The organism is Roseateles puraquae (assembly GCF_002205845.1).
GTDB classification, from domain to species: Bacteria; Pseudomonadota; Gammaproteobacteria; order Burkholderiales; family Burkholderiaceae_C; genus Pelomonas; species Pelomonas puraquae.
In genome coordinates this window covers 1-12,844 of record NZ_NISI01000030.1, presented here as the reverse complement: position 1 = coordinate 12,844, position 12,844 = coordinate 1, and the positions used below count along the sequence as shown (strand labels likewise).

Below are 12,844 nucleotides of genomic sequence, written 5' to 3'. Positions count from 1 at the left end.
GGATCAAGAGCTCACTGGGCTTTCGCAGTCCCGCCCAGCATCGTCGGCGCCTGGGCATCGCCGCATAACCAGTCCAAGTTTTTGTCCGCATCCCCCGTGGGTCAGTTTTCGGCGAGCGTCAACAGCCAGGGCACCGCTGTGATCGCAAGCATGCGCTGCGAGCACGGCCCGGAGGTACTGGTCGGCAGAAGCGCTCATTTGGCTACCCTTTTGCGAGCGGGTTTGGACTGAGCCTTTTGCTCCGGGGGCGCCATGCGCGCGATCAGCTCTTTCGCCATGCTGGCCTCCATGCGATGGCGCATGGAGTCTTGGTTCGCTGCCTCAAGACGTTGCTCAAGTTCAGCGAGCCTCTGCGTCAGCGCCCTTCCCTCGGTTAGGGCTGATTCGCGTGCCGCCTCAGCAGCCGACAGGTTGGCTTGTAGCCGGGTGTACGCCTCCGTGTGCCGAAGCGCGCTGTCACGCTCGCGGGCCTCCGCCTGTGCCAGTTGGCCGCGCAGTGTTTCCGTGGTCCGGTCCGCCTTGATTCGAGCCTGCCGCTCATGCTCGACCTCAAGCAGCGCTCGCTTCTCGGCCGCGGCCGCCCGGTCGTGGGCAGCTTCAACAGCAGTCCGAGCCTTTTCCAGCTCGTTGCTGAAACGCTCCTGGAGTTGCTTGTTCAATGAACGTTGCTCCTCCAGCTGTTGTTCCTGCTGGGCCAGGCGGGACTGAATGCCGGCGGTTGCCAGGCGCTCGGCCTCCAAGTCACGCTGGCACTGCAGCAGCAGTGCATTCACACGGCCTGTCTCCGCAGCAGCGCGCTCCGCGGCGGCTTGCGCCTCAGCCTCCCTGTGCTTGGCAGTCGCCGTCGCCGCTTGCAAGTCTTCTCGGATGACGGCCAGCTCGCTTCGCGCAGCTGCCGTTGCTTGCTGCCAGATGGCCGCGATGGCCTCTGCCGCGACGGTCTTGATGTCCTGCGGCAAGTCCGGATGGTCGATCTCGATGCGCGCCTTGCCTCTGAGCTCGTCCCAGAACTTGGCGAGCGCCTCAGCCGGCGTGCCCATGGTGCCCTTGCGGACGTACTGGTACAGCTTGTTGGTGGTGGGCGTGATGCCGTACCTGAAGAACAGCAATGCGCAGACTTCGCGGTACAAGGCTTTGGTGTCGCTGAACTTGCCTTTCAGCGCCTCGACCTCGGCGAGGATCTCGTTCTCGGTACTCATGCGTTGATAGTACGGCGTAATACGTAAAGAAGCCAACTCTTGTTGCCAGTCTCTGGACATAACTGCTCTAATGTCCAGGTGTCGTCAAAGGCGCCTCCTCAAAACCTCGCAGTGCCCTCGGTGGCGCCTTTGGATCGCTTCCTCATGCCCGCCGGGCTCGATGGACGAGAGGGGCACAACCGAGTCCCGGGCGCCGCGCAAATTGCGGCGACGGACGACCGCTCCGCGGTGTTGGCTTGGCTGGCCAACTACGCCGACTCCCCGGCAACCCTGGCCAGCTACCGCAAGGAAGTCGAACGCTTGTTGTTGTGGTGCGTGCTCCAACACGGCAAATCACTGTCCGACCTTGCGCACGAAGACCTGCTGGTCTACCAGCGCTTCCTGAGCGATCCCCAGCCGGCTGAGCGCTGGGTGATGCGGCGCGGACAACGGCCGGCGAGATCGAGCCCAGATTGGCGCCCCTTTGCCGGGCCGCTGAGCGCCAGCAGCCAACGGCAAGCAGCGTCCGTGCTCAACAGCCTGTTCGGGTGGTTGGTGGAAGCGCGCTACCTGCGCGGCAACCCCCTGGCACTCAACCGCCGACGCCGCACGCAGCGGACGCCGCCCCGCGTGACTCGGTACTTGCCGATGGCGCACTGGGTCGAGGTCAAGCGGACGGTCGAGGCCTTGCCCACAGACACCGCGCGTCAACGCGCCCATGCCGCGCGCACGCGCTGGCTGCTGACCTTGCTGTACATCGGCGGCTTGCGCGTTTCTGAGGTGTGCTCAGGCACCATGGGGGGGTTCTTCAGTCGCCTCAGCCCGGACGGGCGAGACCGTTGGTGGTTGGAGGTTCTGGGCAAAGGCCAAAAACTGCGATTGATCCCGGCAACGCCGGAGTTGATGGATGAACTCACGCGCTACCGGCTGGCGTGCGGCTTGTCCCCCCTGCCCTGCGCTGGCGATGAAACGCCCCTGGTGCTGCCACTCATCGGGGCCGCGGTTCCGATGCAGCGGACGGGCATACATGAGGTCGTGAAGAGCATCATGACGGCGACTGCCGATCGCCTGCGGGCCACAGGCGACGTCCATTTGTTGGCCGCGGCCGAGCACATCGCCCAGGCGTCCACCCATTGGCTGCGCCACACGGCGGGCACCCACCAGAGCAACGGCATGGACCTCAAAGTCGTTCGCGACAACCTGGGGCATGGCAGCATCGCCACCACGAACACCTACCTGCACGCCGAAGACGATGTGCGGCACGATGCGACGTCCACGGCGCACCGGGTGCAGTGGACGGCCTCGGACTCTCCAAAGCCGCCGAAATGAAACCCACGATCGCCCTGGACGCTGACGGCGTCCTGCTGGACTACCACCATGCCTACGCCGGTGCCTGGGAGCGAGCCTTTGGGCATCGCCCTGCCCTGCGCGACGCCAAGGCCTATTGGCCGATGGACCGGTGGGACGTTCAGAGGGTTTCTGGCGATGCGCTGGAGCAGTTGCGAGCGTGCTTTGACGAGTCGTTCTGGCGCACGATCCCTGCGTTGCCGGGCGCGTTGGCGGCCTGCCAGCGTTTGGTCGACGCGGGGTTTCGTCTGGTTTGCGTGTCCGCCGTTGATGCGAAATTTGCTGCTGCCCGCGAGCAGAACCTGGCGGCTTTGGGCTTCCCACTGGACGGGTTGGTCGCCACCGGCAACGTGGTTGTCGGCGTCAGCCCCAAGGCAGCTGCGCTCGTGAAGCTTGGGCCTGTCGCCTTCGTGGACGACTACCTGCCGTACCACCTCGGCGTCCCTGGAAGCATTCACAGGGCGCTGATTTTGCGGGAGCCGAACGGATCGCCGAATGCCGGGCCCGAGTTGGCGGCGGTCGACTCGCTGCATCCGGACCTGGCGGGCTTTGTCGACTCGTGGCTGCAGCGAGTCAGCCCCAGCTTCCCTTCATGTGGCGCATCTCATGTCCGAGCTCGGTAGCTCAGCTGGAGCAAGCTGCTTTGGCACTCTCGGCGATCCGAATAGCCTCCAATCGTTGCCGTTGGGCGCCCTTGCTTTTCCTCCCTGAGCAGGGCTTTGTGCGATGACAGCAACAAGGCTTCGGGCCCCGCGAGCGGGGCCCTTTTTCTTGCGCTGTCGGTGTGTCCAAAGTCGCCGAACACCACGGCTCAGGCGCGCGGCTGAAACATGATGAGGCCCATGCCCACCAGCGCAACCATCACGCCGGCCACATCCCAGGGTGTCGGACGCACCCGGTCGACCACCCAGAGCCAAGTGATGGCCACCCCGATGTAGACCCCCCCGTAGGCTGCGTAAACGCGCCCCGCCGCCGTGGCATGCAAAGTCAGCAGCCAGGCGAACGCGGCCAGGCTGAACGCCGCAGGCACCAGCAGCCAGGCCGAGCGGCCCTGTTTGAGCCAAAGGTAAGGCAGGTAGCAGCCCAAGATTTCAGCCAGGGCGGTGGCGACGAACAGCAGGAAGGTCTTCATAGGCCACAGGGTCGCGCCCCGAGCGCTTGCAAGCGGAACGCCCAGCCTAAGGCCTTCGGGCGGGTCCAGGTCGGCCGGTCCCAAACCTCAGCGCACCGGTGTTGCAACGTTGGCGACCGCGCTGCCGGCGTCGCGCCGGGGGCACCAGCTGACGCGGTAGCACGTTTGCGCAAGGCCATAGGCTATGGGCGATGAACTTCCGGCCGCAAGAGCCTCAGCCCGTTGAACACCACCAACAGGCTGGCCCCCATGTCGGCGAAGACCGCCATCCACATGGACGCATTTCCGAACACCGCCAGCACGAGAAAGATCGCCTTGATGCCCAGAGCAAGAGTGATGTTTTGAACCAAAACTGCATGGGCCCGCTTGGACAGGCGGATGGTTTCCGGGAGCCGCCGCAGGTCGTCGTTCATCACCACGATGTCGGCGGCCTCCATCGCGGTGTGGGTGCCGGCACCACCCATGGCAAAGCCGATGTCGGCCTTGGCCAGGGCCGGGGCGTCGTTGATGCCATCGCCCGTCATGGCCGTCATGCCACGGGTGCTCTGCAGTTCCTGGATGGCGTTTAGCTTCTCGTCCGGCAGCAGGGGGCCTCGAACCTCGTCGATCCCGGCTTGCCGTCCGATCGCTTGCGCTGTGGTCGCGTTGTCTCCGGTGAGCATCACCGGCGTCACGCCCAGCACGAGAAGCTCTTGCACCGCCTGCCTGGACGTGGGCTTGATGCGATCGGCGACCGCCACCAAGGCCAGCACCTCGTGTGCGCTGGCGAGCAGCGTCACGGTGCGTCCTTGCTGCTCGTGCGCTGCTAGACGATCCTCAAGCGAAGTGCTGCACAGGCCCTGTTCTTCCACCCAACGGTGGTTGGCCAGGGTCAGGAGCTCGCCGCCTACGGTGCCATGAACGCCACGCCCAGGCAAGGCCGCAAAGTCTTCGACCGACCGCTCCTCAGCGCCCCCCGCCCCCAGCAGACCGGCAGCAATCGCCTTGGACACGGGGTGGTCGGACCGTGCCGACAGGCTCAGTGCCAGCCCTCGAAGAACGGCCTCGGATCGGCTGGCGGTCACGGACTCGAAGGCCACGAGCGCGGGCTTGCCCGCGGTCAAAGTCCCGGTCTTGTCGAGCGCAACGACCTTGAGTTTTCGGGCTTCCTCCAGGTACACCCCGCCTTTGATCAGCACGCCACGCCGTGCCGCAGCCGCCAGACCGCTGACGACGGTGACCGGTGTCGAGATGACCAGGGCGCAGGGGCACGCGATCACCAAAATCACGAGCGCCTTGTAGACCGCTTGCAGCCAAGTCCAGTCCATCAGCCAAGGCGTCAGTGCGGCGACCAGCACCGCCAGCACAAAGACAGCTGGCGTGTAAATCGCGGCGAAACGGTCGACGAATCGCTGCGTCGGCGCCCGACTGCCCTGGGCCTGCTCGACCGCCTGAATGATGCGGGCGAGCAGGGTGTCACCCGCCGGCGCCGTGGTTCGGATCTGCAGCTCGGATGCCGCGTTGATGGTTCCAGCGAACACCTCGTCGCCCGGGGCCTTGTCGACGGGAATGCTTTCACCGGTCACGGCGGCTTGATCCACGGCACCGGTACCGGATGACACGACCCCATCGAGCGCAAATCGCTCCCCGGGGCGAACGCGAACAATGCTGCCCACCGCAATGGCCTTGGCCGCGGTGCGCGCCCAGCTGCCGTCGGCTTGGCGCACGTCGGCTTCCTCGGGTGCGAGCGCCAGCAGGCTGCGGATGGCGTTTCTGGCGCGGTCCACCGCGCGTGCCTCAATGGCTTCGGCGATCGCGTACAGCGCCATCACCATGGCCGCCTCCGGCCACTGACCGATCAGGAAAGCGCCGGTGACCGCCACTGTCATCAGCGCGTTGATGTTCAAGCGACCAGCGCGCAGTGCTGCGAGGCCCTTGCGGTAGGTGCCGAACCCCGCCAGAAAGATGGCGACGGCGGCCAAGGCCATTTTGGCGATGTCCCAAGGGAGGGCGGATGGGGCAATGAACGACAGACCCTCCGCGCCGACGGCCAGCAAGAGTGCCAGCACCAGGCGCGGCAAGCCGTCGCTGAGCCACGTTCGCGGCGCATCAGGGTTCGGACTGTCCGTGTCATGGCCGGCGTATTGCCCCATAGCCTGCACCCCACCGTTGCCTGGACTTGCAGCGGCCGTCTTGATCTGGTCCGCCTGGAACCCCGCCTTGCGGATGGCGGCGATCGCCTGCTCCAGCCGCTCGCCCTGAGCATTGAGTGATCAATCGGTGCACCGTGGGCAGTGCAATCCCGGTGTCTCGCATCAGGTCGGCGTCAGAAGCGCCGGCCAGGTACATCGTCACCGCCTGCCGGCGCTTCAGGTAGAGCGCCCGGCGTTTGTCCGAAAGCGCGTCTGGGTCGACTTCCGGCCATTGCTGCACGTCCACCGCTGCGATGTGGCCTCGCCTCGCTCCGATCCGGGCTGAACTCGCCATGAGGGCCGCTCCTGACAGCGACTGAATATGGGCAAAGTTAGTTGATTCGCGCAGTTTTTACCAATTTTGCTTGCGAGGCATCATCAAATTCAGTTGCAGCGCTGACCACGCTTCCCTGGGAGGGACCCTCCTCCGTTGCCCCAAATCATGTGTAAATTTGATTGCGTAAACGCCCAGAACGCTCTGAAACCGGCGCCCTGACGCCGGCGGGACTCGCGCCGTTGGGCGAAATCACCGTCATCGACGCTCTCTCCGGTCGCTCAGGCACCAACCGGTCGCGCGCCGGCAATCGTCAGCTCGCTGCTGACACCGACCAGCAAGCCGTGATGGCCTGGCTGGCACGCTTCGCGGACAGTCCCAACACCTTGGCCAACGCACGCCGTGAAGCCGAGCGGCTGTTGCTGTGGGCCCTGATTGAACGAGACAAGCCGCTGTCGTCGCTCACGCACGAGGACTTGCTGATTTACCGGCGGTTCCTGGCCAACCCCCAGCCTGCGGATCGTTGGGTCATGGCGCCGGGCCGCAAGGCCGGGCGCCGAGATTCGCGCTGGCGCCCGTTTGCCGGGCCGCTGTCGGAGGCCAGCATCCGGCAGTCCATGGTGGTCCTCAACTCGATGATGTCCTGGCTGGTCGAGGCAGGATACCTGGCCGGCAATCCGCTCTCACTGAGCCGGACGCGACGCAAGGCCCCTCCCCCGCGAATCGTGCGCTTCCTCGAGGCGGACCTGTGGGACGCCATTCGCCAGACGATCTTGACCTTGCCGCAGGAGACGCCGCGACAGCGAGCGTCCTACGCCCGGGCCCGCTGGTTGTTCAGCCTGATGTTCCTGGGCGGCCTGCGCATCTCGGAAGTCGTACACAACATCATGGGGGACTTCTTCATGCGATCGGATCCCAAGACCGGTGCGCAGCGCTGGTGGCTGCAGGCAACCGGCAAGGGCGACAAGGCCCGATTGATCCCGGCAACCGCGGAGCTGATGGTTGAACTGATGAACTACCGGCGCTCCCTTGAGCTCAGCGCCCTGCCCCAGCCGGCTGAGCCGTCGCCGTTGGTGTTTCCCGTTGCCTGGCGTCGCTCGACCCACCCTGCCCCTGCTTGGCCCGAACCACTGACCCGCAGTGCCATCCATGTGATCCTCAAGGAGATCTTCGCGCGGGCCGCTGAGCAGTGGCGGCGCGATGGCCGTGGCGACGCGCAGGCACAGAAGCTCGCAGCGGCCTCGGCCCACTGGCTGCGCCACACGGCTGGCTCGAACCTGTCCAACCAGATCGACCTCAAGCATGTCCGCGACACCCTCGGCCATGTCTCGATCGCGACCACCAGCATCTACTTGCACGGCGAAGACGATGCGCGCCACGCTGCTGTCAGCGGCGCGCATCGCATGAGATGGGATGCTGTGGGTGATGCACCCGCCGCGTCTAGCCCAGGGCAATGACGTGGCCCCGCCAAGCAGAGAGGCAGCCGCCAAGACAGGCCCAGGCACAGGATGCCAGGCCGCATCCAGTGCCGACAGCGTCCGTTGCGGGAGTACTTGGGCCACGCATGCTCGGCAACCGGCAACCGGCAGCAGGTGCGGCGTGTGAATGGACCAACGCAGCGGTCGCCACCCTTGCGGCGGCCGTGACCGCAATCCGGCGCCTTCGGAACGGCGGCTCCGGTTCGGCCCTACCGAAACAGAAAACCTGCAAACCGAGACGGAATCCTAGGGATGCGAAACGTCTTGATGAAAAGTCGACACGATTAGGACCTAAACTGCGACGACAACCTCAAAACTCGGATCGCTGTGGACCACCTGTCGGAAGTTCTCAAGATACTCGACGGCGCGCTGCGCGCGAACGCGAGTATGGCTGCGAACTACGCCGGCCTGCTTGCCGACAAGCTCGAAGAAGGCGGGAACCGACAGCAGGCACGCCAGATCCGAGAGCGCCTGGCGCGCGCACCAGGTGCGCTGGTGTCTGTCCAGGAGGCCCAGCTCGGCATCAGCCTCAACAATCTACCCGTGGATGGCGAGAGCCGCCTTCACACGGTGGACGTGAGCCGGCCAGAGCCGCAGGACGTCGGACTCGTACTGCCCAGTGCCATCGAGGCACGGGTTGAGGAGTTCTTGGCAAGTGTCAGGCACCACGATGCGCTCGTGGCCGCCAATGCCGCCCTTCCGAACCGGCTCTTGATGCACGGGTTGCCTGGCACAGGCAAGACGCAGCTCGCCCGCTGGATCGCAGCACAGCTGGGGCTTCAGTTGCTTACCGTGAGGTGCGACACGCTCGTCAGCAGCCTGTTGGGCCAGACCAGCCGCAACCTGCGCCGTGTTTTTGAGTACGCAGAGCAGCGGCCGTGCGTCTTGTTCCTGGATGAGTTCGACGCGCTGGCCGGCGCCCGGGGCAATGAACGCGACGTGGGCGAATTGCAGCGCGTGGTCATCGCGCTGCTGCAAAACATCGATGCCTTGCCCGACGGGACGATCCTGCTGGCAGCCACGAACCACGACCAACTGCTGGATCCCGCCATTTGGCGGCGCTTCAGCTTCCGGGTGCCCATGCCGCTACCTGACTGCACCGTGCGCGAGGCTTTGTGGCAACGCTTCTTGGGCGACTACGCGCCCAGCGGCCTGGACTTCCAAGGCTTGGTCGTGCGCTCGGAGGGCGTGACTGGTGCAGTGATCGAGCAGATCTGTCTGGACTCCAAGCGCAGCGCGGTGCTGGCGGGCCATCCCAAGGTCGATGAACACGAGGTGTTCCGGCGGCTGGGGCTCACATTGGCATTGATTGACCGTGTGCCGCTGAGCACGCGAGACGCCGAGATGGTGTGGTTGCGCCGCTGGGACCGCAAGTTGTTCTCACTGCGCGTGCTTGCCAAGCTCTACGGCGTATCCACACGCCACGTCACCAACATCACACAGGAGGGAGCACCAGATGGCCACGAGGAGGACGACCAACGGTCCGGCTGAACCGCCGCTGCCCAACGCGGCGAACCCGTTCCAGCAAATCGCCTTCGACAGGCGCGATCTGCAAGGCATTCAACCGGGCGGTGGTCCGAAGCGGGAGTTCGTCCCGGTTGACGCGGCCTACCGCCAGGCCTTGGTTGCGACACTGGACGGCGCGACCCAGCAGGTCGTTGGGCAAATGCAGGCGCACCCTCATCTGCTGGCGCCGCTGATGTTCCGGCTGCGCCACGAAGCGATTGCCAAGTCACACCGCCCTGTCACGGTGGTCGAAGAGGCCGGTCTGATCCCGGCAGGCCATGAGCGGGTGGAGGAGATGTTGGTCGGCGCACATGGCGGGAGCATCGCTGCCTTGCGCAGCATCATCCTTGAGCGCGACATTGCCACGGTGCGGGCCAACCTCAGCGCGATCGTTCGCATCGAGTCGTGGGGCCCGGCGCAGAGAAATCCCGAGGGGACACTCGCGGTTCAGCAACAAGGGCGTGCCCTGCTTCGGTTCTTCCGCTACGCCAATGACGCGGCCAATGCGCGGCTCTTCGAAGCCATCAAAGGGCTGCTCGGCCATCTCGGCCTCAAGCACCGGTTTTTCCGCCAGGGGCGACACGGCTGGTTTTTCGCCAGCTTGCTGGATACCACCGACGTTTCCGACGAGAAGCTGGACGCGCTGCTCGCGTTTCCGGGCCTGCGTCGACTCACGCCCGAACCCCGCCTGCAGTCCACGGCCACCGTGGTCCCAGCTGCTGCGGCGGCCAGTGCCGCACCTGTGTCCCATCTGGCGCCGCCGGTGCCGGGTTTGCCCACAGTGGCCGTGTTCGACACTGGCACCGCAGCGGCTGCCGCCGACTTGCGCCCCTGGATCGTGGGCACCAAAACCTACGTGCTGCCACCGGACACCGACCACCAGCACGGCACCCACGTGGCATCGCTGGTCGCGGGTGCCCATGGGCTGAACGCCGGCCATGGGGACTTCCCGCCGCTGGGCGCCATGGTCTATGACGTCTGTGGTCTCGAGACCGGATCGGGCAGCTATGTCGGCGACCTGATCACGCGCTTGGAGGACGCCATCAAGGGTCGGCCCGATGTGCGCGTATGGAACCTGTCGCTGGGCACCCCGTTCGGCTGTGACGAACAGATCTTCAGCGAGTTCGCGCAAGCGCTGGACCTCTTCAGCGACCAGTACAACGTGCTTTTCGTCGTGGCGGCGGGCAACTACCTGAATGAACCGCGCCGGACCTGGCCGGTCGTGCAGACGCTGCAGGACCAGGTCTGCATTCCGGGCGAGTCCGTGCGCGCGTTGACGGTTGGCTCCGTGTGCCACCTGGGTGCAGAAGATGCGCTCAACCAGGTGGGCGAGCCGGCCGCTTACAGCCGCCGGGGGCCGGGTCCCGTCTTCACGCCCAAGCCGGACATCGTGCACATCGGTGGCAACGTGCACGCGCCCTGGAACTCCGGGTCGGCGGGCGTGGCCGTGCTGACGGCCGACAACCGAAAAGCGCGCAGCTTCGGGACGAGTTTTGCTGCACCGATTGCATCGAGCATGGCAGCCCACGCCTGGGCAGCCATCGCCGGCGGGGCCGGGCTCACGGCCAGCCCAGCCCTGGTTAAGGCGCTCATGATTCACGGGGCGCAGTTGTCTTCGCCCGCGTACACACCGTGGGAACGCCGCTACTACGGGGCTGGGCTGCCCAGGGACGTCCTATCTGCGCTGTACGACTGCGACGACAGCTTCACCCTGATCTTTGAGTCGCGCCTGGTGCCAGGCTTGCGGTGGCGCAAGGCGCCCTACCCTATTCCTGCCGGGCTGATGGTTGACGGCAAGCTGCGGGCCGAAGTCATCATCACGGCGGTGTACGCACCCCCGCTGGACGGCAATGCTGGCTCGGAGTACGTGAGGGCGAACGTCGAGCTCGGCTTTGGAACTCTGGAGGGTGACATCATCCACTCCAAAGTGCCGCTCAAAGGCGAGGACGGCAGCGACGGCTACGAGTCGGCGCAGGTGGAACACGGCGGCAAATGGGCACCGGTCAAGGTACACCGCAAGTCCTTTCCGAATGGAAGTAGCGGTGACAGATGGGCTCTTCAGGCGCGCATGTACCGCAGGGAGTATGAGCCGCAGCTCGCCGATGGCTTGGTCGTCTACGTCCTGTGCACGCTTAGGGAGACGCTGATTTATCCGGGCTGACCGCGATGCGCGTTGGGCCTGGCGACGGCAGCATCGCGATATGAGTCAACGCAGCTTTGCCAGCGCCGAGTACGCCTTGAAGAAGAAGCGCACGCGCCGCGAGATGTTTCTCGCCGACATGGAGCGCATCGTGCCGTGGTCGCGGCTGGAGGCGGCCATTGCACCGTCGTACCCACGCAGCGGCCGGGTCGGGCGCCCGCCCATCGGCGTGCCGAAGATGCTGCGCATGTACTGCCTGCAGCAGTGGTACGGCCTGGCCGACGAGGCCCTGGAGGACGCGCTGTACGACAGCCAGTCGATGCGCGACTTCGTCGGCATTGACCTGTCGCGTGAGGCGGTGCCCGACGCAACGACGCTGCTGAAGTTCCGGCGCCTGTTGCTGGCCAACGACCTGACCAAGACGCTGTTCGACGAGATCAACGCCCACCTGGCCGAGCAAGGCCTGCTGATGCGCTCGGGCACCATCGTGGACGCGACGATCATCGCCGCGCCCAGCTCGACGAAGAACGCGACGGGCGAACGCGATCCCGACATGCACCAAACGAAGAAGGGCAATCAGTGGCACTTCGGGATGAAGGCGCACATCGGTGTGGATGCCGAGTCGGGGCTGGTGCACACGGTCATCGGCACGGCGGCCAACGTCAACGATGTGACGCAGGCTGGTGCTCTGCTGCATGGACAGGAGACGTCGGCCTTCGGCGATGCCGGCTACCGTGGCGTGGACAAGCGCGAAGAGGCCATGGGGCCGACCTGGTTCGTCGCCATGCAGCCGGGCAAGCGCCGGGCGCTGGACCTGACGAAGAAGTGGGCGCGGCTGCTGGACAAAGCCGAACAGTTGAAGGCCGCCATGCGAGCCAAGGTCGAGCACCCCTTCCATGTGGTGAAGAACCTGTTCCGCCATCGCAAGGCTCGCTACAAGGGCATGGCGAAGAACCAGGGGCAGCTGTTCAGCCTGTTCGGTCTGGCCAATCTCGTGATCGCCAAGCGATCGTTGTTGGACCTGCAAGCCCGAGGTGCGTCTTGAACGGCCAGATGGGGCTGCAAACGGCCCCAAAAGCAGAGACGCGGTCGCCGATCGGATCGAATTCAAATCGCTTCGCCGCGAACCGTGCGTTGGCCGGTCGCAGATCGCTCTACTGGCCTATTGATCAGCGTGTCCTTAGGTCGCTGGATGGCAACATACACATTCATGAACAGGGTATGCGGGCGCTGGCAACAACAAACTGGGCGAGCCAAAACCTGCCGGCACGGGTGCCAGTGCAAGGCGGTGTTACCTAGTTACACGGTCAACTCTGCAACGAAACACCGAAGGTGCTGGCGGGGCTCCCAGGTCCTCATGAGGTCGGACATCTGGTTGCCGTCAAGCTTCCGCGAAACGCTGAATGGTGATCATGCATGAGCATTTCTCCGTTGTTGCAGAACCGCCTAACGCACGGCGCAACCGCATTGATGGCTCACAAAATGGGCGACCCAGCCGCTAGCGCCGCGAGGATCCGCGCCAAGTGGAGTATTGCGGATGGCGCGCGTGGTCGATCCACGGTTCCTACAAGTTGGGGTGTTTGTGCCCGCAACTGGAGGGCTAGGGAGTTCCCTAGGG

Annotated in this window: 8 protein-coding genes and 1 pseudogene; 6 read left to right on the top strand and 3 right to left on the bottom strand. The window is 65.3% G+C overall.

Annotated features, from left to right (window positions below; all coding sequences use genetic code 11):
* Positions 1-194 precede the first annotated feature (194 nt).
* Positions 195-1,199, bottom strand: coding sequence for a DNA-binding protein (locus tag CDO81_RS27295; protein WP_158218456.1), 1,005 nt, complete (start codon positions 1,197-1,199; stop codon positions 195-197).
* A 129-nt stretch (positions 1,200-1,328) separates the two neighbouring features.
* Between CDO81_RS27295 and CDO81_RS27290 the strand changes: the two genes are divergently transcribed.
* Together CDO81_RS27290 and CDO81_RS27285 are read left to right on the top strand one after the other, a co-directional pair.
* On the top strand, positions 1,329-2,507 hold the full coding sequence (locus CDO81_RS27290) for a tyrosine-type recombinase/integrase (protein ID WP_479561823.1): 1,179 nt from the start codon (positions 1,329-1,331) through the stop codon (positions 2,505-2,507).
* Positions 2,504-3,148: a 5' nucleotidase, NT5C type gene (locus CDO81_RS27285; protein WP_088486420.1), complete on the top strand. Its 645-nt coding sequence runs from the start codon at positions 2,504-2,506 to the stop codon at positions 3,146-3,148. Before CDO81_RS27290 ends, CDO81_RS27285 begins: the two co-directional genes overlap by 4 nt.
* A gap of 188 nt (positions 3,149-3,336) precedes the next feature.
* Here CDO81_RS27285 and CDO81_RS27280 read toward each other — a convergent pair whose 3' ends face one another.
* Together CDO81_RS27280 and CDO81_RS27275 are read right to left on the bottom strand one after the other, a co-directional pair.
* On the bottom strand, positions 3,337-3,657 hold the full coding sequence (locus CDO81_RS27280; protein WP_088486419.1) for a YnfA family protein: 321 nt from the start codon (positions 3,655-3,657) through the stop codon (positions 3,337-3,339).
* Between the two features lie 182 nt (positions 3,658-3,839).
* Positions 3,840-5,885, bottom strand: a pseudogene (locus tag CDO81_RS27275) (heavy metal translocating P-type ATPase); the annotation flags it as partial.
* A 459-nt stretch (positions 5,886-6,344) separates the two neighbouring features.
* Between CDO81_RS27275 and CDO81_RS27270 the strand changes: the two are divergent.
* From CDO81_RS27270 to CDO81_RS27255, 4 genes are all read left to right on the top strand, one after another.
* Positions 6,345-7,559 carry a tyrosine-type recombinase/integrase gene (locus tag CDO81_RS27270; protein ID WP_241517195.1) on the top strand — a complete coding sequence of 405 codons (1,215 nt, stop codon included), beginning with the start codon at positions 6,345-6,347 and terminating at the stop codon, positions 7,557-7,559.
* A gap of 348 nt (positions 7,560-7,907) precedes the next feature.
* Positions 7,908-9,071, top strand: coding sequence for an anti-phage ATPase IteA (gene iteA / locus CDO81_RS27265; RefSeq protein WP_241517194.1), 1,164 nt, complete (start codon positions 7,908-7,910; stop codon positions 9,069-9,071).
* The gene (iteS, locus tag CDO81_RS27260; RefSeq protein WP_088486416.1) at positions 9,037-11,247 is read left to right on the top strand and encodes a S8 family anti-phage peptidase IteS; all 2,211 of its coding nucleotides are present in this window, start codon (positions 9,037-9,039) and stop codon (positions 11,245-11,247) included. Before iteA ends, iteS begins: the two co-directional genes overlap by 35 nt.
* A 40-nt stretch (positions 11,248-11,287) precedes the next feature.
* Entirely contained in the window at positions 11,288-12,271 is a 984-nt protein-coding gene (locus CDO81_RS27255; protein ID WP_088486415.1) for an IS5 family transposase, read from the top strand.
* Positions 12,272-12,844 lie beyond the last annotated feature (573 nt).

What these genes read in the sequence shown, in the direction of transcription:
- CDO81_RS27295 (WP_158218456.1), bottom strand. Translation starts at nt 1,199, where the DNA reads ATGAGTACCGAGAACGAGATCCTCGCCGAGGTCGAGGCGCTGAAAGGC.
- CDO81_RS27285 (WP_088486420.1), top strand. Translation starts at nt 2,504, where the DNA reads ATGAAACCCACGATCGCCCTGGACGCTGACGGCGTCCTGCTGGACTAC.
- CDO81_RS27280 (WP_088486419.1), bottom strand. Translation starts at nt 3,657, where the DNA reads ATGAAGACCTTCCTGCTGTTCGTCGCCACCGCCCTGGCTGAAATCTTG.
- iteS (WP_088486416.1), top strand. Translation starts at nt 9,037, where the DNA reads ATGGCCACGAGGAGGACGACCAACGGTCCGGCTGAACCGCCGCTGCCC.
- CDO81_RS27255 (WP_088486415.1), top strand. Translation starts at nt 11,288, where the DNA reads ATGAGTCAACGCAGCTTTGCCAGCGCCGAGTACGCCTTGAAGAAGAAG.